The organism is Allosalinactinospora lopnorensis (assembly GCF_000981225.1).
GTDB lineage: Bacteria > Actinomycetota > Actinomycetes > Streptosporangiales > Streptosporangiaceae > Allosalinactinospora > Allosalinactinospora lopnorensis.
Genome location: NZ_LAJC01000004.1, coordinates 107,166 through 129,447, shown reverse-complemented (window position 1 = coordinate 129,447; position 22,282 = coordinate 107,166). Strand labels below are relative to the sequence as shown.

15 protein-coding genes, 1 tRNA gene and 4 pseudogenes are annotated in these 22,282 nt (G+C 69.1%); 5 read left to right on the top strand and 15 right to left on the bottom strand.

Annotated elements, in window-relative coordinates; all coding sequences use genetic code 11:
* Positions 1-64 precede the first annotated feature (64 nt).
* The 3 genes from VS93_RS02925 to VS93_RS02915 form a co-directional block, all read right to left on the bottom strand.
* Positions 65-724 carry a SanA/YdcF family protein gene (locus VS93_RS02925; RefSeq protein WP_236700307.1) on the bottom strand — a complete coding sequence of 220 codons (660 nt, stop codon included), beginning with the start codon at positions 722-724 and terminating at the stop codon, positions 65-67.
* 75 nt (positions 725-799) lie between these two features.
* The gene (locus VS93_RS02920; RefSeq protein ID WP_046468453.1) at positions 800-1,768 is read right to left on the bottom strand and encodes an N-acetylmuramic acid 6-phosphate etherase; all 969 of its coding nucleotides are present in this window, start codon (positions 1,766-1,768) and stop codon (positions 800-802) included.
* A gap of 60 nt (positions 1,769-1,828) precedes the next feature.
* On the bottom strand, positions 1,829-2,788 hold the full coding sequence (locus VS93_RS02915; RefSeq protein ID WP_046468452.1) for a MurR/RpiR family transcriptional regulator: 960 nt from the start codon (positions 2,786-2,788) through the stop codon (positions 1,829-1,831).
* A gap of 612 nt (positions 2,789-3,400) precedes the next feature.
* Here VS93_RS02915 and VS93_RS02910 point away from each other — a divergent pair.
* The 4 genes and pseudogenes from VS93_RS02910 to VS93_RS33220 form a co-directional block, all read left to right on the top strand.
* Positions 3,401-4,357, top strand: a complete 957-nt coding sequence (locus tag VS93_RS02910; protein ID WP_046468451.1) for an N-acetylglucosamine kinase — start codon at positions 3,401-3,403, stop codon at positions 4,355-4,357.
* Positions 4,358-4,449: 92 nt separating this feature from the next.
* Positions 4,450-4,650 carry a hypothetical protein gene (locus VS93_RS02905; RefSeq protein WP_046468450.1) on the top strand — a complete coding sequence of 67 codons (201 nt, stop codon included), beginning with the start codon at positions 4,450-4,452 and terminating at the stop codon, positions 4,648-4,650.
* A 162-nt stretch (positions 4,651-4,812) separates the two neighbouring features.
* Positions 4,813-4,885 (top strand) — tRNA-Lys (locus VS93_RS02900).
* 261 nt (positions 4,886-5,146) lie between these two features.
* A pseudogene (locus VS93_RS33220) lies at positions 5,147-5,305 on the top strand (transposase); the annotation flags it as partial.
* 165 nt (positions 5,306-5,470) lie between these two features.
* Here the strand turns inward: VS93_RS33220 and VS93_RS02895 are convergent.
* From VS93_RS02895 to VS93_RS28845, 8 genes and pseudogenes are all read right to left on the bottom strand, one after another.
* Positions 5,471-6,757: an ABC transporter substrate-binding protein gene (locus VS93_RS02895; protein WP_046468449.1), complete on the bottom strand. Its 1,287-nt coding sequence runs from the start codon at positions 6,755-6,757 to the stop codon at positions 5,471-5,473.
* Between the two features lie 798 nt (positions 6,758-7,555).
* On the bottom strand, positions 7,556-8,458 hold the full coding sequence (locus VS93_RS02890) for a helix-turn-helix domain-containing protein (protein ID WP_046468472.1): 903 nt from the start codon (positions 8,456-8,458) through the stop codon (positions 7,556-7,558).
* A gap of 204 nt (positions 8,459-8,662) precedes the next feature.
* A pseudogene (locus VS93_RS27575) lies at positions 8,663-9,134 on the bottom strand (SAM-dependent methyltransferase).
* Positions 9,106-9,372 carry a hypothetical protein gene (locus tag VS93_RS28855; RefSeq protein WP_156184654.1) on the bottom strand — a complete coding sequence of 89 codons (267 nt, stop codon included), beginning with the start codon at positions 9,370-9,372 and terminating at the stop codon, positions 9,106-9,108. The pseudogene VS93_RS27575 and the gene VS93_RS28855 overlap by 29 nt, the downstream one beginning before the upstream one ends.
* Before the next feature lie 492 nt (positions 9,373-9,864).
* Positions 9,865-12,138, bottom strand: a complete 2,274-nt coding sequence (locus VS93_RS02885; protein WP_046468448.1) for a xanthine dehydrogenase family protein molybdopterin-binding subunit — start codon at positions 12,136-12,138, stop codon at positions 9,865-9,867.
* Positions 12,135-12,494, bottom strand: a complete 360-nt coding sequence (locus VS93_RS33215; RefSeq protein ID WP_394298783.1) for an FAD binding domain-containing protein — start codon at positions 12,492-12,494, stop codon at positions 12,135-12,137. The genes VS93_RS02885 and VS93_RS33215 overlap by 4 nt, the downstream gene beginning before the upstream one ends.
* A 101-nt stretch (positions 12,495-12,595) precedes the next feature.
* Positions 12,596-12,862, bottom strand: a pseudogene (locus VS93_RS33210) (FAD binding domain-containing protein); the annotation flags it as partial.
* A gap of 37 nt (positions 12,863-12,899) precedes the next feature.
* Positions 12,900-13,613 (bottom strand): annotated as a pseudogene (locus VS93_RS28845) (2Fe-2S iron-sulfur cluster-binding protein); the annotation flags it as partial.
* Positions 13,614-14,715: 1,102 nt separating this feature from the next.
* Between VS93_RS28845 and VS93_RS02870 the strand changes: the two are divergent.
* Positions 14,716-15,600: an esterase/lipase family protein gene (locus VS93_RS02870; RefSeq protein ID WP_052745485.1), complete on the top strand. Its 885-nt coding sequence runs from the start codon at positions 14,716-14,718 to the stop codon at positions 15,598-15,600.
* 251 nt (positions 15,601-15,851) lie between these two features.
* On the opposite strand, the gene VS93_RS02865 is transcribed toward VS93_RS02870, so the two are convergent.
* The 4 genes from VS93_RS02865 to VS93_RS02850 are packed head-to-tail and all read right to left on the bottom strand — an operon-like array spanning position 15,852 to position 22,164.
* Positions 15,852-16,928, bottom strand: a complete 1,077-nt coding sequence (locus tag VS93_RS02865) for an acetylserotonin O-methyltransferase (RefSeq protein ID WP_236700306.1) — start codon at positions 16,926-16,928, stop codon at positions 15,852-15,854.
* Positions 16,925-18,352 carry a methyltransferase gene (locus VS93_RS02860; RefSeq protein WP_082126571.1) on the bottom strand — a complete coding sequence of 476 codons (1,428 nt, stop codon included), beginning with the start codon at positions 18,350-18,352 and terminating at the stop codon, positions 16,925-16,927. Before VS93_RS02860 ends, VS93_RS02865 begins: the two co-directional genes overlap by 4 nt.
* 43 nt (positions 18,353-18,395) lie before the next feature.
* Positions 18,396-19,325 (bottom strand): NAD-dependent epimerase/dehydratase family protein, encoded by a 930-nt coding sequence (locus tag VS93_RS02855; protein WP_046468447.1) that lies wholly within the window; start codon positions 19,323-19,325, stop codon positions 18,396-18,398.
* 58 nt (positions 19,326-19,383) lie between these two features.
* Positions 19,384-22,164: a non-ribosomal peptide synthetase gene (locus VS93_RS02850; RefSeq protein WP_046468446.1), complete on the bottom strand. Its 2,781-nt coding sequence runs from the start codon at positions 22,162-22,164 to the stop codon at positions 19,384-19,386.
* Positions 22,165-22,282: the final 118 nt, after the last annotated feature.

Here is a 22,282-nt window from a genome sequence, read left to right as displayed (position 1 = left end):
CCTCCCCAGCCGGACGCGGCCCGCCCCTCGTGCGCCGTGCGAGCGGGGCGGGCCGGTGCTCCCGTCAGCGTCTCGGCGCGGCCAGGGCCTCGTCGACGCCGTCCTCCCTGGGGCCGAGGAACCGCGGCTCGGGGATGAGCACGGCGTCGGCGGCGGCCTTGAACGCCGCCGGGAGCTCGCGGGCGTACCCGTACACGGTCGCGACAGTGCGCACCCGCATACTGGCGTCACCGGCGCCCTTGGTGTCGATTCCGGCCGCCTGGCACAGCCGGACAGCGCGCGGCAGGTGGAAGTTCTGCGTGATCACCGTCGCGGCCTCCACCCCGAAGATCTCGCGCGCCCTTGCACACGAGTCCCAGGTGCTGAACCCGGCGTAGTCGCCCACCACCTTCTCCTCGGGAACGCCCACTGCGATGAGGCGGCTGCGCATCGCGTCGGTCTCGTTGTAGCCCTCGCGGCTGTTGTCCCCGGTGACCAGCACGGCCTGGACTTTGTTCCGGTGGTACAGCTCGGCGGCGATGTCGAGGCGCCGGGACAGCAGTGTCGCGGGACCGCCGTCCTCCGTGAGCCCCGCTCCGAGCACGATCGCCACGGGGCGTTCCGGAACGCCGCCGGGGGAGAACCGCCGCTCCTCTGTGGAGACCGTCAGCCACGCGAAAGGGACCGGTATCAGGAGCAGCAGGCCGAGTGCCCCCGCGGTGAACCACGTCCGTCGTCTGCTCACCCTTGCTGTCGTCACATCCGGATCGACGTCCGGCCGCCGGTCCGGGTTCCCGGGCGGGCGCGTCGGGTCAGCCCGCTAGGAGGCGCCGGTGACTCCGATACGCCGCAGCGCTTCGCGCACGTACCCCCCGGACGCCGCGAGCTCCCGCCCGGCCGTCACGGTGTCGACACTGCTCAGCAGGGACACCAGCGCAATGCGGGTGTCGCCGTCGGCCTTGGCCAGCGCGTCGGCGCAGACGTCTTCGGGGTACCCGCTGGCCTCGGTGAGGATGGTCACCACCCGGCCGCGCAGCTTGGCGTTGGTGGCGTTCATCCCCACCATGAGGTTGGAGTAGGTGTAGCCCAGCCGCACCATCACGGCGGTGGAGAAGGCGTTGACGACGAGCTTCTGCGCGGTGCCGGCCTTCATGCGCGTGGATCCGGCGATGACCTCGGCACCGGTGTCCACCCCCACGTGCACGTCGGCCTCCTTCGCGAGCGGGGCCGCGGGGTTGGCGCTGACCAGAACAGTGTGGGCGCCGAGTTCGCGGGCCTGGCGCAGCGCCCCCGCGACGTAGGGTGTCCGGCCGCTGGCGGCGAGCCCGACCGCGAGGTCGCCGGGCGCGAGCTCGGCGGCGTCCGCGCGGCCGAGATCGAGATCGTCCTCGATGCCCTCGACAGCGTGGCCCAGGGCCGTATCGCCCCCCGCGTGATGGGAGACGACCCGGCCCTCGCTGATACCGAACGTCGGCGGGAGCTCGGCGGCGTCCATGGTGCCGATCCGGCCCGAGGTCCCGGCCCCGAAATAGTGGATGCGTCCCCCTCCCCGCAGCGCCTCCACTCCCAGGTCGACCGCGTGCGCCAGCACCGGCAGTACCCGGGCGACGGCGTGCGGCACCGTCGCGTCCTCGGCGTTGATCTCGCGCAGCACGTCGATGGTCGGCAGCACGTCGATGTCGTAGGTGCCGGAGTTGCGGCCCTCGGTCGGCGCCCGGACGATCTCCACCGAGGCGGGCGAGGAGCCGTTGGCGTTGCTGTCTGCGGCGAGGTCGTGGTCCGGCTTCATGCCGTTCCTTCCTGGTGCGGAGTCGGAGCCCCTGGTGCGGTGTGCGGTGGTCGGGCTCGGTTATTCGTCCTGGTCGCGCGGTCGGCGTCGCTGCTCGCCGATGCGCAGCCCGCGCACAGCGTCGTAGGTGGACTCCAGGGCCGCGCGGCTGTCGGCGTAGCGGAGCTGGGCCAGACCGACGAACAGGCAGTCGATCACGGTGAGCTGGGCGAGGCGGCTGGCCGTCGCCCCGGAACGGAAGGTCGTTTCGCGGGCGGCGGTGGTCAGGACGTGGTCCGCGGCCGCGCTGATGGGTGAGCGCGGGAAGTTGGTGATGGCCACTGTGGTGGCCCCGCGCCGCTGTGCTTCGGCCAGCGCGTTGACGACGTCGGTGGTGGCTCCGCTGTGGCTTATGGCGATCGCGGCGTCCTCCTCCATGAGCAGGGCCGCGCTGGTCATCATTATGTGCGTGTCGGACCAGGAGAAGGACGTGAGCCCGATGCGGTGCAGCTTCTGCTGGAAGTCCGCTGCGACGAAGGCACTCGCGCCCACACCGTAGATGTCGATGCGGCGTGCCCCTGACAGCGCCTCGATCACGGTGTGCAGCGCCTCCACGTCGAGCTGGGCGCCCGTCTCCTCGACCGCGCGGGCGTCGGTGAACGCGATCTTCTCGACGACTGTGACAAGCGTATCGTCGGGATCGATGTCGCTGGTCACTTCACGGGTGCCGACGCGGGCGCCCCGGACCTGCCCGGCCTCGGTGGCCAGAGTGAGCCGGAGTTCGCGGTAGCCGGAGAAGTCGATGGTGCGACAGAACCGGATCACCGTCGCCTCGGACGTGTTGCAGTCCTTGGCGAGCTGGGTGATGGAGGAGGCCGCCACGCGCTCGGGGTCGTCGATGATGCGTTGGGCCACCCGCTGCTCGGCCGGTGCGAGAGAAGGCAGCAGGGAGCGGATGCGCAGCACCGTGGTGGGTGGGGCGACATCCTCGTGGGCGTTCGACGCGGATGGCTCGTCGGGCGGTTGCGTCGTATTCGCCATGTCGGAAAGTTTCCTTCGGAGTCGTCTGCGAGTCAATGTGTGGACAGCGAATAACCTGAAATGCAGGTCGTGACACAAGTGTGCCCAGAGACCCACCCTTATCCCCGCGAGAGGGTAGATCAGCCTGCTGAGGCTGTCGAGAGCTCCGCTCCTCGGCATGACGTCCGAAAGAGGCGCGACCGCCCGGGCCGCGGCCGGATCCGTTCTGGCGCGGCGATGCGGCGGTAGGCGCCACACGGCCCTCCGCCAGGGCGCTGAGCGGGCCGCGGACGGAAAAAGAGCGGGGGAAGCGCCTGGCAGGAGTCGTCCATGCCCCGTTACTCCCGCCAGGCACGGATGCCCTGTTAACAGAACACCCTTGCCCCCTCACGGGCTGTCCGTCCTCCAGCCCGGGAGGAGTGTGGGCCCGCGGTGAGCCCAGCCCGTATCGGGGCGCTCACGGCCGCAGGGAAGTACCGGCCGGGAACCGCCCACACCACCCATCGTGCCGAACCAGGCTTTCAGTGCACTGGCGATTCGCTTTCAGCAGGAACAGGACGCAAAGGAACTGCCGCGGCGAGCGGAGCCCGGCAGGTGCCGCGGTTCTCCCGGAACGGCGTTTAGGCTTCCCCCATGACCGGACACGCGATCATCGGGGTCGACGCCGGAGGGACCTCGACACGCTGCGTCGTGGCCGCGCTCGACGGGACGGTGCTCGGCCGCGGGCGTTCCGGAGGCGCCAACCAGCACTCCAGCCCCGATCCGGAAGCGTCGCTGCGGGCGGCGCTGAGCGGCGCGCTGGCCGCGGCGGAGGGCGTTCCGGTGCTCGGCGCGGTGTTCGGTGTGGCGGGAGCGGCAGGGGCCGGACACGCCCGGGCTGCCGAGATGGCCGGGCGGGTCTGGGCGTCGCTGGGACTCCCGGGGGAGCCGTACGTCACCGATGACATAGCCGCCGCGTTCGCCGCGGGCAGCGCGGCGGACGCGGGAACGGTGCTCATCGCGGGTACCGGGGCGGTCGCCGGTTATGTGCGCGACGGCGCCCTCGCGCGCCGTTGCGACGGCCACGGCTGGCTGCTTGGAGACGAGGGCTCGGCGGTGTGGATCGCACTGCGCGGGCTGCGGGCCGTACTGGCCGCCCTCGACGGCCGCGGCCGGCCGACCGTGCTGTGCGACCGGCTGGCCGCCGCCCTGGAGCTCCCACCGGGGGAACGTGAGCGCATAGTCGATGCCGGCTACGCCCGGCACCCCGCGGAACTGGGGCGGCTGGCCCCGGAGGTGACGGCCGCGGCCTCCGACGGCGACGCCGTGGCGCACGACATCGTCGCCGAGGCCGCCGACAGGTTACTGAGCAGCCTTGCGACAGTGGCGCCCGAGAACGTCGGCGCCGCTCCGGTGGTGCTCGCGGGCGCGGTGCTGGCGCACGGCCCGGTGGCCGACTCGGTCCGGTCCGGGCTGCGCGACCGCTACGGGATCGTCCCGCAGACCGCCACCGAAGGCGCGCTCGGCGCCGCGGGCCTGGCGCTGCGCAGGGCCGGCGCCCCGGAGGGAGCGCACGACGCGCTGCTGCGGGCGGTACAGCCGTCCCCGTAGTGGCGGACCTCTTCCGTGATCACGCATACACCTGGCGGATTCCTCCCGGCAAAGGGTCCACGCAGGGGCGGCGAGTCGCTAGTGTCTAGCTCATGCCACAGAATCCGAAAGACCAAGACAACGAAGAACAGAACGACCCCGCAGGGTCGACCATGATGTTCCGCAAGTTCGTCGACACCAACGACGAGCCCGCGGCCCCGCCCAAGCCCCCGATCACCCCCTATATCCTCGCCGCCGTCGGTGTCATCGTCGCGGTCGCCATTGTGGTCGCCGTGGTCATGACATGGTCCTGAGCCGCCTCCGGATCGGCGGTCACCACTGAGCCCTCGCTGCCGCGCCGCGGTGGCGGGGGCATCCTGGGACAAACGATTCGCGGGGACTCCCGGGGGCTGCTAAAGTTGACGCCGTCGGAAGGAGCGGGGCGAAAGCACCCCCACCGGCACATCATCCGGTAGGCGCCATTAGCTCAATCGGCAGAGCAACTGACTCTTAATCAGTGGGTTCGGGGTTCGAGTCCCTGATGGCGCACGGTCAGACCCCGGGTCGGGTCCGTTCAACGGACCCCGACCCGGGGTTTTGCGTGCTCGGTTGCCTGAGTGTTTGCGCCGCCGCAGGTCAGGCAGGGTCCTTACGGCGGCGTTTCAGCGGGATCAGCGCTGCGGTGGCTCCGGCCGCCTCTTGGACCACGACGGGGTGGGCGTGTTGGTAGGTGTCCTGGGTGAAGGCTGGGCGTTCCCCGCCGAGTAGTGGACATCTCCGACAATGTGATCTTGAGGAGGAGTCCACCCCATGGCCATGAAGGTCTACCCGGCTGAGTTCAGGGCCGACGCGGTCGCCTTGTACCGGTTCCGTCCCGGTGTGACAATCGCGCAGATCGCCGATGAGCTGGGCGTCAGCCGTGAGACGCTGTGCGACCGGATCCGCGCCGACGACGCGGCACGCTCCAGCGTCCCCGCGCCCGCCCGGACCCGCACCACCGTGGGCGGGCACGCTGAGCATCGGTCAGCTCAACCTCAGCGGCAGACGGACCCGGATGCGACATGCGCGTCAGAACACAGATTCAACTGCCAGATTTCAGAGCCATGCATCGAGCCGTCCGCCGCGGTCGGAGCCTCATGTTTGCTCGGTCAGTCCCTCGAGCCTGTCCTGCAGGTCGGCGAGCGCCTGCCCGGTGTCCTTGTCGCCGGTCAGAGCGGCATAGACCTCGTCCTGGATGGCCGCTGTCATCTTGGCGTACTCCACCACCCGCGGCCGCGGCTCGGCGGTCTCGATCGACTCCTTGAGGATGGGCAGGTAGGGAGAGTCGTCCTGGAGTTCCTCAGCCTCGTAGGGGTCCTTCACTACCGGCGCCAGCGACGCCTTGTCCATCCGCTCCCACTGGGCATCCTCCCTGCTGTACCACTTGATGAAGTCCAGCGCGGTGATCTTGTTGTCGGAGAAGCTGGAGATCGCCAGGTTCCAGCCGCCCAGGCTGGAGGAACCGGGGCCGTCCAGGCCGGGCAGCGGGGCGACGCCGAAGTCGCCGGCGACCTCTGACTCGCTGTTCGGGTCGTTGGCCAGGTGGTACTGGTAGGGCCACTGGCGGTGGAAGACGAGGTCGCCGTCCTCGAATGCGCGCCGCCCCTCCTCCTCCTTGAAGGAGAGGGCCTCGTACGGAATCAAGCCTTCCTTGAAGCCCTCGACGAGGAAGCCCAGGCCCTGTCTCGCCTCGGGGGTGTCGACCGTGGGGGTGCCGTCCTCGTCCACGACCGAACCGCCCGCGCTCTGCACGGCCTCGGCGAAGTTCACGGTGAGCCCTTCGTACTTCTCGAACTGGCCCGCGTAGCAGCCCACGCCCTCGCCCTCGGGCAGCTCCCGCACCTTCGCGCAGATCTGCTCCATCTCCTGCCAGGTCTGCGGCGGCTGTGCGCCGACCTCGCCGAGCAGGTCGCTGCGGTAGTACAGCAGCGCCCCGTCGGAATAGCTGGGAACCGCGAACAGCCGGTCCTGGTAGGTGGCCGCCTCGACAGGGGGCTTCAGATGATTGGAGAAGTCGAACTCCTCCCGCGGCAGTTCCTCCACCCAGCGGTTGGCCGCGAACTCCGCGGTCCACACGACGTCGATGAGGATGACGTCGTACTCCTCGGACCGCGTCTCGGCGTTGCGGACCAGTTGCCGGCGCTGCTCGTCCGCCGCTTCCGGCAGTTCGAGGAAGGTGACCTTCTCGTCGGGATGCCACTCATTCCATTCGTTGACCTTCTGGTGGACCACGTCCGCGGTGTCCTTGCCCCGGACAAAGGTGATGGGACCGCGTCCCTCGAGTACATCGCTGTCGGTCTCCTGACCGCCACCACCGCATGCGGCGGCGAGAAACGTGATCCCTAAGATTCCGATCGCGGTCTTCATGCGTCTGTATCTCATCAACCGATCTCCTTTTTCGGGATTCCAGGAGACACACGCCTCCCGCGGGGTGTCCTCTTAGAAAGGGTGTGAGCGCGCTGCCGTGCTCAGTGGGGGGTGTGCGCCGCGGGCGGCGTGGAAATCACAGATCGGAAACCGGGTGTTCCCTCTGCTCTTCCGGTCGGCCCTTCGGCCGCGCTCTTTTCGGGTGTCTCGCCCCTGCTCCCGTTTCCGGCCGGGTGGTTCACCCCCAATGGCCGCCGCGGGTTTTCGCCGGGCCGGGGCGTCGTCGCGGGGCCCTGGGGTGCGGGTTCGGCCAGAGGGGGGCCGCATCGGGCTCGGAGGCGGCCTGCTCCAGCGGCTGCGGGGCCGCTGGTGGCGCCGTGGTCGCGGGACCGCTGTGCCGCTTCCCTGGGTTGGCGAGCCTCGGTGATACCAGTCACGGCCTCCCCCATTCCATCAAACTGGATCAATCAGGACTTTAGGGATAATGCTGAAGTGATCTCAGCGAATTTGGCTTAGGAGACACACGACGAAGAAGACGAGTGGGTTCGAGGGTGAACTTTCGTTCCCCTTGAGGCGGTCAAAGCCGGGCTGACTCTCCCTTGGAGCTCAGGAGCGGTGGAAGGCGGTATCTGCCTGGGCAAAGCGCTCAGGAGGGCCGGGTACGGCCGTGCGGGGTTCGCGCTGCTCCGCTGTCGAATCCTCCTCGGTCAACACCGCACTCAGTCACCACCGAAAGCGGGGCAGAGCCGTTCTTTGTACGGTCCCCCGGCCGTCGTCGGGATCGACTGCCCGTGATACCGGCTGTGGGCGGGCTCAGCAGAGGTCGTCGCGTAGCGAAACCAGTTGTTCAGGGGTGGCTGCGGGTGGTGGGGCCTGGACGCACAGCTCCCCCATGATCTCCATGTAGCAGTCGGTGTCGTCATACTTGTCGAGGTAGCAGGCGCTGTGCAGGTGTTCGAGGTAAACAACGTCGGGCAGCTGGGTTTCGGCGAAACGCAGGAGGCTGAAAGGGCCACCCGCAGCGGGGTGTCCCCCCTGCGTGAGCGGGACGACCTGCAGCGTGACGTTGGGCAGCTCCGCGATCTCGAGCAGATGGGTGATCTGAGCGCGCAGCGTCTTGGGATCGCCGTAGGGGCGGCGTAGCGCCGCCTCGTCCAGTACCCCCCAGAAGCGCAGCGGCGTGGGGCCGGTGAGGCGCTGCTGGCGCCGCATCCGCATGGCGACGCGCCGGTCGATCTCGGCGGTTGAGGTGACGGTACGGGAGAGTTGGATGACGTCGCGGGCGTAGTCCTCGGTCTGCAGCAGGCCGGGTACGAACTGCAGCTCATAGGAGCGGATGATGGAGGCGCCCTCCTCCAGCCCGAGGTAGAGCTCGAACCAGTCGGGCAGGACGTCCTCGTACTCCTGCCACCAGCCCGGCACGTTGGCGCACTCGACCAGCGCTATGAACGTGGCCCGCTCCTGGGGATCCTGTACCCCGTAGAGGGTGAGGAGATCGGTCACCTCGCGGGTCTTGAAATGGATCTGTCCCACCTCTATGCGGCTGATCTTGGCAGGGGAAGCCCGGATCGCACGCCCCGCTTCCTCGGGGGATAAGCCCTTGGCGGTGCGCAGCCGGCGCAGATGGGCGCCCAGCAGGACGCGCACGACTGTCGACCCGCCGTGCGCGTCCCCGTGGACACGCCCGGCAGTCGCGGAATCTTCCGCTGGGAGCATATACAGCCCCTCCCAGAGCAGCACTCGTCGCGGATGGCAGTTCAGGATAGGAGGGATTGTGCGGCACGCCTTACCCGGAGCGGCACCCTTTGCGGCCAATCGGGGTTTCCGCTGGGCGGTCGCCGGTCCTCCACTCGCTAAGCGCGGCCGTGCGGGGAGTCAAGGCCGCGGATGGTCACAGGAGGAGCGGCGCACCGGTTCTCCTCACGGCTTCCTGCCCAACCCGCCGAACTCAGCCACCTCGGCGGGGGCGCTCCACGGGGCCGGCTCAGGCCGCCACAGGGTGACCGGCACCACGCCCGGCTCCACCAGCTCCAGACCATCGAAGAACCCGGCGATTCGCTCAGGGCTGCGCAGGTTGTAGGGGGCCGCCCCGCTCTCGTTGTAGCGCCGGTGTGCCTCGACGGACGCCTCGTCGGTCGAGGAACTGGCGGATCCCCGCCTCGCCGGTCAGGTACCGGACGACACGACCGAGAAAGTGGCGGGAGGTGCGAGCGATATCAACGATGCCCGGGAAGACCTCGCAGAACTGGTCGCCGGCCTCGCGGTCCACGAGGTAATTGTCCTTGCCGCCCAGCCAGTAGTTCCAGATACGAGCCGAGTGCGGGACACTGGTATCGATCTTGGAAGAGGGGAGCGGGTCAGGGTCATTGGGAGGTGACGAGCCGTCGCTCACCGGAACCCTCTTTTCGCTTCGTCGTAATCGATATTGCTGTGCGCTGAACGCTTTTTGTCCTGCTTGTCAGGTTTGCAAAGCGAGTATTCGAACGATAGCGCAGCTTGCGCGGGATGCGCCACTTTTTCGGATTGGCATGGAGGTGCTCTCCAGGGCCGGCGCCGCCGGAATCCACGGTCAGCGTGTGGGCATAGGTGGCTTTGTCGATGCGACCGTCGATGATTGCTGTGACCGTCATCGAGCTCATCGCGCTGACGTTGCTTTCCGTGGCGCGTTGTTTGAGGTTCTCGCCCTGGTCTTTGAGGGGAAAGGGCGGCGAAGCCGTCCTCTACCCGCACCGCGGTCGGCCGGACCTGGTCAAATCGTCTCCACTCAGCGATCGGCGACGTGCCACCGGCCGAATACGAGGCCGACCACTATCGTTCGATCACCAGACCAGGGCCGCGGACCGCCGCTCGAACTTCTCGGGGCAGGGGCCTTGCTGTGCCATGGCTGGGCGGACCCGGCGACCAGATCCGCCGGACGGTACCGGATGAGCCGGGACCTCACGGCTCATGACCACCCCGGATCACACCACTCCCAGCCACAGCCCTCTCAAGGCCCCACCCCGCGACCGCACACCGGTTCGTGAGGTACCGCGCGGTACCTGCCACCGCCAGACCGGGGGTCCACGATCGCCGGGCCCCCTTGATGCGGGAAATCGCGCCGCATCTGGCCGGTGGTGCGTCCCTCATGCGGATCGCAGCAGGTGCTCGATTCTGATCGGAAGCTCGCGGACGCGGTGGCCGGTAGCGTGGAAGACGGCATTGGCGATGGCCGCCGCCGCGCCGATCTGGCCGATCTCACCGACTCCCTTGACCCCGAGCGGGTTGGCGACGTCCTCGCGGACCTCGACGAACTCAACGTCGACCTCGGGCGCGTCTGCGTTCACGGGTACCAAGTACTCGCCCAAGCTCGCATTCGCCCAGCGGCCCATCCGGCTGTCCATCTGGGTGCCCTCGGGGAGGGCCTGGCTCATTCCCCAGAGCATCCCGCCCATGAGCTGGCTGCGCGCGGTCTTGGGGTTGAGCACGCGGCCCGGGGCGAAGGCGCCGACCATCCGCCGGACACGGACGAGCCCGAGGTCCGAATCCACGGCGACCTCTGCGAACTGAGCACCGAACGTGGTCAGCGCGTAACCGGTGTCCATACCGGTGGGCTGCCAGCTTCCCAGCGCTTCGGCATCCTCCACCCCATTGCGCTGCAGCAGTTCGCTATAGGTCTCGCCGGTTTCGGGACGGTCACGCAGCATCATCCGACCGTCGCCTACGACCACGGTGCTTGGATCTGCGGCGTGCAACGGCGATTCGCTGTCGGCGACGGCCTGGGCGACGGCCTGGGCGACGAGCTGGTCGCGCAGGCTCGTGGCAGCGCTGTGAACGGCGGAGCTGACCATGCCGGATCCCGCTGAGCCGACCGCGGGGGCGGTGTTCGGCAGTTCGGTGTCGCCGTAGTCGAAACGCACGCGGTCGAGTGGGACGCCAAGGCCGTCGGCGGCGACCTGGGTCATCGCGGTCGCCACCCCGGTGCCGAACTCCTGTGTTCCGGCCTGGAGCACGGCACTGCCGTCGGCGTACAGCCGCGCCCGCGCCCGCTGGGGCTGCAGTCCCGGGAAAGCCGGGACAGGGTAGCCCGCTGTTGCCGTTCCGGAACCGATCAGCCAGTGCCCGTCACGCTGGGAGCGTGCTGCCGGGTTCCGCTCCCGCCACCCGAAGCGTTCGGCACCGCGCTGGTAGCACTCCCGGAGCCCCTTGCTGGACCAGGGGTTTCCGGTGAGAGGATCGGCGTCGGCGTGGTTGCGCAGCCGCAGTTCGATCGGGTCCAGGCCGAGCTCGTAGGCGAGTTCGTCCATTGCGGACTCCAAGGCGAACATTCCGGAGGCCTCACCCGGCCCGCGGGTGAACGTCGGCGTCATGGTGTTGGTGCGGACGAGTCGGTAGCTGCCCTGGTAATTCGGGTAGGAGTACGCCTGCGCGGCGACGTTCAGCGACGGCTCGGCCCAGTCGTCGAAGGGCGAGGTCGCCGAGAGCTTGTGATGGCGCAGCGTGGTGACGCGGCCCTCGTTGCCGGCGCCGAGCACGGCGTGTTGTTCCTGCTCCTCGCGGTGGCCGCAGGAGCTGAACATCTGTTCGCGGGTCAGGGCGAGTTTGACCGGGCGCCCGACATAGCGTGCGGCGATCGCGGTGAGCGCCACATGGGGCCAGATCATCGCCTTGGCTCCGAAGCCGCCGCCGACATAGTGCGTCAGGACTCGGACATTCGACGAAGGCAGGCCCATGAGCTCGGCGACTGTGAGCCGGGTGGCGGTTATGCCCTGCGTGGAGTCGTAGAGGGTGAGCCGGTCGTCCTCCCAGACCGCGGTGGTGCTGGAAGGTTCGATGGGGTTGTGGTGGTTGGCGGCGAACCGGTAGGTCCGGTCGATGTGCACGGGCGCCTTCGCGAGACCACTATCGGGGTCACCGCGCTCCATTCGTCCCGGCAGCAGGCCACCGAAGATCCGCCCCGGCTCGTAGGCCCGGTCGCGCCCCTGCTCCAAGGTCGTGGTCGAAGGGGCGGTGTGGTAGCTGACATGGACCAGGCCCGCTGCGTGCTGGGCCCGTTCCAGGGTGTCGGCGACCACCATCGCGACGGGCTGGCCGGCGTAGTGAACGACATCGTCCTGCATCGGGAAGAACGTCTCCCCGACAGCCGCATGGCCGAACAGTGACGGGAACAACCGCGGTTGTGCCGCGATCTTGGGCAGGTTGGCGTGGGTCAGCACAGCGAGCACGCCCGGCACCTGCTCGGCTTCGCCCGTTTGGATGGTGTTGGTCCGGCCGCTCGGCACCACCGCGCCGACCAGGACCGCGTGGACCGTACCCGGCAGCGGGATCTCGGCCGAGTAGCGGGCGCGTCCGGTTACCTTGGCCGGACCGTCGACCCGGTCGAGTGGCTGACTGATCGTCTGGTTTGTCACCGCGGTCATGGTGTCCCTCCCGTCATCGCGGCCGACTCGAGTGCGCGGATCATCGCGCGTTGCGCGAGTTCGACCTTGAACGCGTTGTGGCGTCGAGGGACCGCAAGGGCGAGTTCCTCGCGTGCGGCGCGGGCGAAGCCGTCCGTCTGGGCGGGTCGTCCGGAAAGCAGTTCCTCAGCGCGGCGGGCCCGCCACGGTTTCGTGGCCACACCGCCCAACGCGAGGCGGACCTCGGCGACGGTATCGTCCTCGATCCGTACTGCGACCGCCACCGAAGCCAGGGCGAACTCGTAGGACTGCCGGTCGCGGACCTTGAGATACAGCGAACGCCGAGCCGCCGGTGACGGTGGTATATCGATCGCCACGACCAACTCGCCATGGTCGAGTGGGTGCTCCCGTTCCGGCTATCGCCGGGCAGGAGGAAGAAGTCGTCGATCGGAATCGCGCGGCCGCCGGAAGGTCCCTCGACATGCACGATGGCGTCCAGAGCGACCAGGGGCACGGCGACGTCCGAGGGATGTGTGGCGATGCAGTGGTCACTGGTGCCCAGGATCGCGTGACCGCGGTTGATCCCCTCCAAAGCACCACAGCCGCTGCCCGGCAGCCTCTTGTTGCACGGCGCGTGCGGATCGCGGAAGTAGCTGCAGCGAACGCGTTGGAGCAGATTTCCCCCCATGGAAGCCATGTGACGCAGCTGCGGCGAGGCACCGAGAACGAGCGCCTGGGCGACCATCGGGAACCGGTTCACCACCACGGGCCTCCGCCACGTCGCTCATTCGCGCCAGCGCCCCGAGGCGCACACTCCCGTCGGGCCGTTCCCCGATCTCCTTCAGCGGAAGATCGTTGATATCGACCAGCAGGTCGGGCTGAAGGACGTTCTGCCGAGCCAGGTCGACCTCGGTCGTGCCCCCGGCCAGGAAAGCGCTGGCCGGAGTATTGCTGACGAGGGCGATCGCACCGTCTACGTCCGTGGTTCTCGCATAACTAACCGGACGCATGCCTGCCCCCGGCCCCTCATCCCGCACCTCGCGGATCGCCGTCCGGATATTGGGGTAGGCGGCGCAGCGGCATAGGTTGCCGCTCATTCACTCAGCGATCTCGGCGTCGCTTGAGGCGTGCCCCTCATCGAGCAACGCAACGGCGGACATGACCTGACCCGGGGTGCAGTATCCGCATTGGAAAGCGTCGTGCTTGATGAAGGACCGCTGCATGGCGTTCATCCGACGACCGTCGGAGAACCCCTCGATGGTGGTGATCTCACGGCCTTCGCAGGTGATCGCGAGCGTCAAGCACGCCAACACTCGGCGCCCGTCGACCCATACGGTGCAGGCACCGCACGTCCCCTGATCGCACCCTTTTTTGGAACCGGTGAGATCGAGCTGTTCGCGCAGGGCATCGAGAAGGCTCGTCCGCGGCTCGATCTCCAGAATACGGGTCCGATGGTTGATCGACAGCTCTACTGTGACCGGCTCCGGACCACGCAGACGCGCCCTGTCCGCCACATCGACACCGGTTGACGATCACTGTTGGGGCATGAATTTCTCCTATGCGTTCAAAGCGAGGCTTTGACAGGGCCGCCCGGTTGCCAGGAAGGTGGAACTACTCGATCAAGCATCATCACCCCCGGTTTCCCTGTCGAGCGATGTTGTGCGCATTTGTCGGGAAATAGGGGATTTTTGATGGCATTTTGCACACGCTCGTCCGGTAGGTGTACAGCACCAGCGCTCGGCGCGCCCGATGTCCCGCACGCGGCTGCGAGGGACGGCGCACCGGGTAATTCGCCGGTGGCGACCCCGCTAACGGTAAGTGCGCTCCAGCCAGCCCACCAGAGGCGAATCGCCTCCGGCTCGCTGCCGGAACAGCGATGCCCCACCTTCGCGACACCATCCGGCGAACACGGTTCCAAGGCCGAAAACGGAGAATCCGGCCAGCAAAGGAGGCCGTAGCCGGGAGAGGCCGTTCGCTGGCCGCCGGATTTCTGAGCCAGTTCGAAGCCGACTGGTTTTCGGGGCGAAATTCGAGGGCTGACCTCGGCTTGACGTTCAGGCCGTTTTCCGTGTTGTGGGCAGGCGTCGTCCGGGCGTGGAGAAGGCGGCTGTCCGCGAGATCCGCCGGCACGCGGGCGGGGTCCAGGTGCACCACGTCCGCACACTCAAAGAGCTCAGCACACCCGGGCCGCCTCGGTTCCAGTGGGCCACGGCCAGATCCACCCTGGGCAGCCGGCCCCACCACTCACGCATTAGCCACCGGAGAGCCGGATGATCGGGAAACCATCACGTCTGGTTCGGCGGGAGGCCGAGCGGGAAAGGACCGGCCCCGCAGCCGGCCCCTCGCCGCTTGGGCCGACCCAACCGCCTGGCCGGGCACCTGCCGCCGACCCTTCAAGGACTACGAGGACCTGGGAGCGACCTCGGAGAACGTCCTCTACTTCGCGATGGACCCGCCCCTGCTCCACAGGCTGGCCCAAACGCCCCCGTGCCTCTTTTCGGATTCCCTCTGGTACTCGGGGTACCAAGTGTGCGAGTGTATAAACGTACGTTCATCTACTGGTAATCCGGGGGCAAAAAAGTAAGGAGAGATCCCGCTATGTCCCCCCTGAAGTCCGGGCGCGCGCGATGGCCACGCCTCGCCGTACTCCTGCTCTCCTTGGCTGGCCTCTTCGCCGTTAACACCGCGCCGGCCGCGTACGCCTCGGAACCCAACCCGGTGGCCGAGGCCCAGGAGCTCGCCGCCCCCGATGTGCCGGGCGCCAACGACTGGGAATGTGAACCGACTGCGGAGCACCCCAACCCCGTGGTGCTGGTGCACGGCCTGTTGTTCGATGCCGCGCTTAGCTGGTTCTACATGTCACCCCGGCTCGCCGGTGCCGGCTACTGCGTTTTCGCGCTGAATTACGGAGAGGAAAACGGGGTGGCCGGTGTGTCGCCGATGGAGGAGTCCGCCGTGGAGCTCGCCAGTTTCGTCACCGGAGTCAAGGCCGCGACGGGCGCGGAGGAGGTCGATCTCGTCGGTCACAGCCAGGGCGGGCTGATGCCGCGCTGGTACCTGCGTTTCGAGGACGGCGCGGCGCACGTGGGCGAATTCGTCGGTCTCGCACCGCCCAACCACGGCAGCGACATCAACTTCATCGACCTGCTGCCACCTGACATGGCCGACGCACTTTGCGGGTCCTGCAGACAGTTCAGTCACGGCTCAGAGTTCTTGACCACGCTGAACGAGGGCCGCGATGTGGAACCGGGGGTCGACTACACGACCGTCAACACCCGTTACGACGAGGCGGTCGTGCCCTACACCCGGGGGTTCCTGGACGGCCCCGCCGAGCAGGTGACCAACGTGGTACTGCAGGACGCGTGCTGGTTCCACCTGGGCAAGCACGCCACCCCGCTCTATGACCGGGTCACCCTGCAGTGGGTGCTGAACGCCCTTGGCCGGTCTGGGCCCGCAGACCCGGACTTCCGCCCCTCCTGCTGACACACCCCAATCCGTTTACCTACAGATCAGCAGGCACCGCCCCTGTCTTCGAGAGACGCGTGGAGGAGGACACGCAGCCGTGGGCGGCGCCGGGCCCCACACAGGTCCCGGCGCCGCCCACCCCAGTGCGGAGAACCGGGGACGTCGCGGGCGGCGCCGAGACCCGCCTGAGCCTCGGGGACGGCGACCAGATCGACGTGCTGTCCGAGTCCCTCGCCCGCCGCGGCGCGAGGGCTCCGGCCGCGGGTCCCTCAGACCGACTCGGCCTCGATGAGGCTGAACGGCGAGGGCGTCGAGACGACGCGGCGCAGCCGGAGGCCCGCGTCGGCGAGCAGGGACGCGAACTGCTCCTCGGTCCGCTCCAGCCCGCCCAGCAGGGCGAGGATGCTCAGGTCCATGGTCTTGGACGGGTGCGGGGTGTCGCCGGGCGGGACCACCGTCTCGACGAGCACCACCCGGCCGTCCTCGGCCATGGCCTGACGGCAGCCGCGCAGGATCGCGGTCGCGCGGTCGTCCGGCCAGTCGTGCAGGATCCACTTCAGCAGGTACAGGTCCCCGCCCTCCGGAACCTTCTGGAAGAAGTCCCCGCCGACGACGGTGCAGCGCTCCTCCAGGCCAGAGTCCCGGATCTTCCCCCGGGCGGCGCCGACGACGTGCGGGGCGTCGAGGATGATGCCGTGGGCCTCGGGTGCGGTGCGCAGGACGGCGCTCATCAGCGTCCCGTTGCCCCCACCGACGTCGACGATCCGCCGTGCCGCGGCGAAGTCGTAGCAGCCGACCACGGCGGAGACCACCGGCCGGCTCATCTCCTCCATGGCGGCGTTGAACAAGGCCCCGTGCTCGGGCCGGTCCTCCAGGTAGTCGAAGAAGGGCGCGCCGAACACCTCCGGGAAGGACGCCTCCCCGGTACGCAGGCTGTGCGTCCAGGCGTTGAAGGCCGTGGCGATGACCCCGCCGAACGCCAGCGTGGAGCGGACGCTGAAGGGGTGGTCGGAGCGTAGCGGGCCGCCGGACGGGGTGAGCGCGAACGGGCCGCCCGGCTCGGTCTCGGTCAGCACGCCGCACGCGCCGAGCAGGCGCAGCAGCCGGTACAGCGCGTCGGGCCGAGTGGAGGTGGCCGCCGCGAGGTCGGCCGCGGTGCGCGGGCCGTCCGCGAGCAGGTCGCCGATTCCCAGCTCCGCGGCGGTCTGCAGGGCGCGCGAGTGGATGAGGCGATCGTGCATCTCCAGCAGGCGGGACGCGGCGTCCTCCGGCTTCTCGTCGGGAACGCGCTCTCCTTGTCCTCTGGGGGCCGGCGCCGCAGGCCGGTGCCCGTCGGGCGGCGTCACTTGATGCCCACGATCATGGACTCGGGCCCGGCCAGGTGCTGGACGTAGCAGTTCCGGAACCCGGCCTCGGCCATCCAGCCGCGGCAGTCCGCCCCGGTGTAGTCGAATCCGCCGGAACTCTCCACGAGCATGTGCAGGCTCATCATCAGCGCGAACGTGTTGTGCCGACGCCCGTCGTCGATCAGTGCCTCGTAGACGACGACCCGGCCGCCGTCCGGCAGCGCCTCGTAGGCCTTGCGCAGCAGCATGCGCTTGGTCTCCAGGTCCCAGTCGTGCAGGACATGGCCGAAGACGATCAGGTCCGCCTGCGGGAGCGGGTCGGCGAAGAAGTCGCCCGCCTGGAAGGACAGGCGATCGCCCAGGCCGGCCTCGGCGACCGTCTCCCCGAAGAGCGGTTCGACCACGGGTAGGTCGAATCCGATGCCGGTGAGGTGCTCATGGGCGCGCAGTACGCGGCTCAGCAGCGCGCCCTCCGAGCAGCCGACGTCGGCGACGGTCCGGTGCTCACTCCAGGGCAGCCGGTCGATGAGGGCGGCGATGCTCCCGGTGGAGCCGCCGGTCATGGCGCGCTGGAACCGGCGTGCCCGCTCCGGGTCGGAGTACAGCGCGGTGAACGGGTCCTCTCCGCCGTGGACGTTATTCTGCCGCTCCCCCGTGCGCAGCGCCTCGCCGAGCCGGCTCCACGGTTGCCACCACTGCTGGGAGGCGACCTCCAGCAGCCCGCCGATGAAGCCGTCCGGCTTAGCCTCGTCCAGGAAGGCGTCCGGGCCCGGCAGGTTGTGGTAGCGCCCGTCCTCGCGCTCCAGTAGACCCATGGAGACCAGGCCGTCGAGGAAGTCGCGCAGCCCGCGCCCGTGCAGACCGAGCCGGGTGCGCAGCTGGCCGGCGTCCAGCGGCCCGGCGGCGGCGAGCTCGGTGAACAGCCGCAGCTCGACCGCCGTGTGCAGCGTCTTGGCCTGCCAGAAGGCCAGACCGGTCTGGACGATCCGGCCGGGCGAGTCGGCGCCGTCGCCGTGCGCGGCGTCACCGGCATCGACGATGCGGCGCACGTCGTAGGTGTCGTGGTGGTCCTCGAAGTGCGTCGCCCTGCCATCGGCCAGCCGCCAGGTGTGCACGAACCGGACGGTGCCGGTGACCCCGCTGCGGGCGCCGCGCATGTGGTGGACGCCGATCACCACGACCCGGTCGCCGGATTCCAGGAACTCCCGCGGCTCCTGGCGCAGTTCGCTGAACACGGTCCGGGCGCGGGCCATGAACGCGCGCACCTCGTCGATGCCCTTCTTCGTCCCGCCGAGGCCGTAGTCCTCCATGCCGTCTGGGTGAGTCCACTCGATGCCGGGGTCGAACAAGGCGGTGGCGGCGTCGATGTCGCCGCGTCGGAACGCGGCGTAGGAGGCGCGGATGAGCTCGGTGTTGGTCGACACGCGTGCCTTCCTTTTCTCGTGGGGCGGACTGTGCGGGCCTGGTTCAGGCCGGCGCGGCGGGTGCGGTGGCGCCGGGGAAGTGGGCCTCCAGGGTGCGGCGCAGCCCGGTGCGCCAGTCGACCGTGCAGCCGCCGATGAACGTTTGGCGCCGGGTGTTGTCGAAGGCATGCGTCTCGCGTGGGGCCTCGCTGGGCTCGAACAGCGCCTCGGTCCCCGTGATCTCGGCCAGGTAGGTGAGGATGTCCTGGATGCCGACCACGTCGTCGCCGCCCCAGTTGACGACGGTCGCCGGATCGGCGGCCACGTCCCACAGCAGCGGGACTTGGCGGGCGATGTCGTCGGTGTGGATGGGGTTGCACCGGTTCTGGCCCTCACGGGGGACCTCGACGGGTTCTCCGGCCTGCATCCGCCGGAACAGCAGCATGGGGACGCCGCCGTGGCCGTGTGGGCCGTAGGCGATGTTCAGCCGGGCGATGGTGGAGGGCAGGCCGAGCGTGTCGGCGTACGCGCGCACCGTCCCCTCGACCGCGGTCTTGCCGACGGGGTAGGTGGGCAGCCACGGTGTCCACCCCCCGAGGGGATCGGTCTCGGTGTGCAGGTGGTCGCGGTTCTGCCGGGCGTAGACGGCGCCGCTGGAGATGTAGAGGAACGCCTCGGCTCGGCGGCAGTGCGTCATCAGCCGCCCGGTGGCCACGCAGTTGATGTCGAGGGTCGTCTCGAAGTCGGTTCCGTCGCCGCGGTACGCGGCCGCATGCAACACATGGGTGAAGTCGTCGGGCAGTCCGTCGAGCCCGTCGGCGGCCATGTCCCACCGCCGGGTGCGGACGCCCTTCGCCGCCAGGTCGCGCTCGATGCCGGGGTCGCTGAACCGTGCCAGGCACCAGACCTCGTCGTTCAGCGCGAGCGTCTCGGCGGCCTGCCGGGCCACCTGCCCGGTCGCCCCTGTGATCAGGACCTTCCTACGTGTGGACACGTGCCTCCTCGTGGGTTTGCCGAGCTGTCGCCCGGTCCGGCCTTCTCGGAATCGGGGGTCAGGGGCGGTCGCCGCTCAGCGCGCGGCCGAGTTCCGCACGCAGGACGGCCTGGAAGGCGGCCACGTGGTCGGGCCCCATGAGCGTGTAGTGCTCACCGGGGACGTCGATGTATCGGTTCTCCTCGCGGGAGAAGTCATCCCACGCCCGGAGCTGGTTGTTCAGCCAGTCCTCCTTCGTGCCGCGCAGGGGGATGGCGTAGAAGACGCTGAGCGAGCGCACGTCCCCGCTCGGCTCATAGGTCGTGCCCAGGCGGACGAGCGACTGGGCGAGGTCGACCCACGCCCCGAACTTCGCGACGTCGAGGTCGAGTTCGGCCAGGCGCTTCTTCGGCGCGATGTCGATGAGGTACTTGAGCTGCTCGTCGCGGGTCATGCCGTTGCGCAGCACGTCCGGCAGCTCGGCGGCCTGCTCCTTGGTGACCAGCGACAGGAAGAACGCCAGGTTGACCGCGCCCTCGACGAGGTCGAGCTCGTGCATGCGGTCCTGGACGTGCGGCGGCAGGTTGAAGATCCCGACGAAGTCGACCCTCTCGCCCCTAGCCTCCAGGGACTTGGCGATCTCGAAGGCGACGATGCCGCCGTAGGAGTACCCGGCGACGGCGTAGGGGCCGGCGGGCTGCTCGGCGCGGATGGCCTCGACGTAGGTGTCGACCATCTCACGGAACGTGGAGAAGTAGCCCTCCCCCTCGCCGAAACCGCGGGCGCGCAGGGCGTAGAACGGGCGCTCGTTGATGAAGTACTTCGCCAGGTTGACGAACACCAGCACCTCGCCGACGCCCGGGTGCACGCAGAACAGCGGGGTGCCGTCCCCGCTGAGCTGGAGCGGGACAAGCGGGTCGTAGGCGGCCACCTCCCGGTCGCCCCGGGCGCCGCCGAGCCGCGCGGCCAGCTCGCGAACCGTGGGGGCACGCAGGATCTGCACGACCGGGACGTCGGGCAGATCGAAGACCCGCCCGATGGAGTTCTTCAACCGCAGGATGTCCAGGGACGTCCCGCCCAGGTCGAAGAAGCTCGCCGTGGCGCTGATCTCCGCCGGGTCCGTGCCGAACATCTCGGCGTAGATCTCGGCGAGCGCGGTCTCGGCCGCGCCCTCCGGCGGGGTGTGGCCGCCGAGCTGGCGGGTGGTGAGCTCGGCGACGAGCGCCTGCGCCGCATCGAACTCGCCGGCCTCCAAGCGCTTGCGCAGCTGGGAGCGCTGGATCTTGCCGAGGCTGGTCTTGGGGATGTCGGAGGTGTCCAGCGGCAGGATGAGCGCGGGGCGGAAACCCCAGTGCAGCACGGTGCTGCTGCGCACGGTCACCAGCAGGCGGTACAGTTCCGCCTCCTCCTCGAAAGGAACCTCGGAGGCGAAGACGACGGCGAGCTGCTCGGTGTCGCTGCCGGGCGGCCGGATCGGGAACGCGGCGACGTAGGACTTCGCTACGCCCTCCAGCCGCTCGAGAACCGTCTCCAGGTCGTGGCTGAAGTAGTTGACGCCGTTGACGATGATGCTGTCCTTGCTGCGTCCGGCCAGCGTCAGCCGGCCCCCGTTCAGCATGCCGCGGTCGCCGGTGCGCAACCAGCCGTCCGGGGTGAACGCCGCGCGGGTGGCCTCCTCGTTGTTGAGATAGCCGCTGAACACCATGGGCCCGCGGACGTGGAGTTCGCCCTCCTCACCGTCGGGCAGTGGGCGCTCGTCGCCCTCGGAGGCGATGCGCAGCTCCATGCCGGGAACCGGGTGGCCGAGGGAGGCGAACTCGCGGCCGGCGTCGACGTCCGGGAAGTCCAGTGAAAAGACACTCCCGGCGCACGTCTCGGTCATCCCGAAGCCCGGTGCGACCGCGTCGCGGACCAGGCCGAAGGGCGCGAGCCGGTCGAGGAACTCCTCGACCGTCGCACAAACGGTGGCCTCGCCTCCGGAGATGATGCGGCGCAGCGGGGACAGGTCCAGGGACAGCTCCTCCTCCCGCGCTAAGGCCCGGTTCATCTGGGCGAACAGGAAGTTGGGCGTGAAGGTGAGGGTGACCCGGTGGGCGTCGGCGAGCCGCAGGAAACGCAGCGGTTCGCCGAGGACGGTCTCCGGGGCGACCTGCAGTTGGTGCGCGCCCGCGCCCATCGGGAGCAGGTGCATCTCGATGGCGGAGATGTGGTCGAAGGCGATCCAGTTCATCGTGGTGTCGCCCGCGTCCGGTCGCAGGCTCGCCGCCTTGGCGGGCATCGCCGCCAGCAGGTTGGCGTGCGAGAGCGCCACGGCCTTGGGGCGGCCGGTGGAGCCGGACGTGAGCATGAGCAGGGCGGTTTCACCCCGCCTGGCCCGGTGGAAGGCACTCTCCGGTGCGTCGGCGGATGTCTCCTCCAGACAACGCACGGCCAGACCGGCCACTTCGGGGGCGGAAGGCAGGTCCGCGCGCAGTCCCTTGGTGGTGAGCCACAGCGGACGCTCCAGCAGCGCGTCGACGTGCAGCAGCTGCTCGATCCAGCGGTCGCCGCCGGTGGCCTGGGGCCTCATCGGGCAGGGCACGAAGCCCCCGAGGAAGCAGGCCCACAGGGCGGGGACGTAGTCCTGGGGCTGTTCCAGGAGGAGGACCACGTGGTCCCCGGGTCGCAGACCCTCGGCGCGCAGCCCGCCGAGCAGGCGCGAGGCCGCCATGAGCAGGGCCGGGTAGGACTGGAACACCGAGTCATCGGGGGAGTCGGGGCCGGCGTAGGTGGTCCCGGCCTGGGGCCACAGCTCGGCGGCGCCGGTCAGCAGGTCAACCGCGGTGTCGAAGGAGTTCCAGGGGTGGGTCCCCTCGGACATGCCGGTTCGTTCTTGATACAGATTCAAAGTGAGAGCTCTCCCAGGATTTACACATCGCTCTTTGTCGGGGACTCCCGGGCCCATCGGCGCGAATGCCCTGCCAGCCTTATCAGGGGGA

Excerpts from the sequence above, each read along its gene's own strand:
- VS93_RS02920 (WP_046468453.1), bottom strand. The coding sequence starts at position 1,768 with ATGAAGCCGGACCACGACCTCGCCGCAGACAGCAACGCCAACGGCTCC.
- VS93_RS02915 (WP_046468452.1), bottom strand. The coding sequence starts at position 2,788 with ATGGCGAATACGACGCAACCGCCCGACGAGCCATCCGCGTCGAACGCC.
- VS93_RS02910 (WP_046468451.1), top strand. The coding sequence starts at position 3,401 with ATGACCGGACACGCGATCATCGGGGTCGACGCCGGAGGGACCTCGACA.
- VS93_RS02905 (WP_046468450.1), top strand. The coding sequence starts at position 4,450 with ATGCCACAGAATCCGAAAGACCAAGACAACGAAGAACAGAACGACCCC.
- VS93_RS02895 (WP_046468449.1), bottom strand. The coding sequence starts at position 6,757 with ATGAGATACAGACGCATGAAGACCGCGATCGGAATCTTAGGGATCACG.
- VS93_RS02890 (WP_046468472.1), bottom strand. The coding sequence starts at position 8,458 with ATGCTCCCAGCGGAAGATTCCGCGACTGCCGGGCGTGTCCACGGGGAC.
- VS93_RS28855 (WP_156184654.1), bottom strand. The coding sequence starts at position 9,372 with ATGACGGTCACAGCAATCATCGACGGTCGCATCGACAAAGCCACCTAT.
- VS93_RS02885 (WP_046468448.1), bottom strand. The coding sequence starts at position 12,138 with ATGACCGCGGTGACAAACCAGACGATCAGTCAGCCACTCGACCGGGTC.
- VS93_RS02870 (WP_052745485.1), top strand. The coding sequence starts at position 14,716 with ATGTCCCCCCTGAAGTCCGGGCGCGCGCGATGGCCACGCCTCGCCGTA.
- VS93_RS02850 (WP_046468446.1), bottom strand. The coding sequence starts at position 22,164 with ATGTCCGAGGGGACCCACCCCTGGAACTCCTTCGACACCGCGGTTGAC.